The organism is Bacillus sp. NTK074B (assembly GCF_017303375.1).
GTDB lineage: Bacteria > Bacillota > Bacilli > Bacillales > Bacillaceae_B > Rossellomorea.
Map to the genome: position 1 here is coordinate 1 of NZ_JAFKOH010000163.1, position 262 is coordinate 262.

1 pseudogene is annotated in these 262 nt (G+C 41.6%); it reads right to left on the reverse strand.

Annotated elements, in window-relative coordinates:
- Nucleotides 1-262, reverse strand: a pseudogene (locus JI667_RS21850) (excinuclease ABC subunit B); the annotation flags it as partial.

Genomic DNA, 262 nt, shown 5'->3' on the forward strand with positions numbered 1-262 from the left:
TACATCACGCACACCTTTTTGAATCGTTTTCGGCGTAATACCATGCTCTTTATTGTAAGCCTCTTGTATACTACGACGACGCTGTGTTTCTTCAATCGCAATTCCCATCGATCTCGTTATACGATCTGCGTACATAATAACGCGGCCGTTTTCATTACGTGCTGCACGGCCAATTGTTTGAATTAATGAACGTTCTGAACGTAAGAACCCTTCCTTATCCGCATCTAATATCGCTACAAGCGATACTTCTGGAATATCTAAT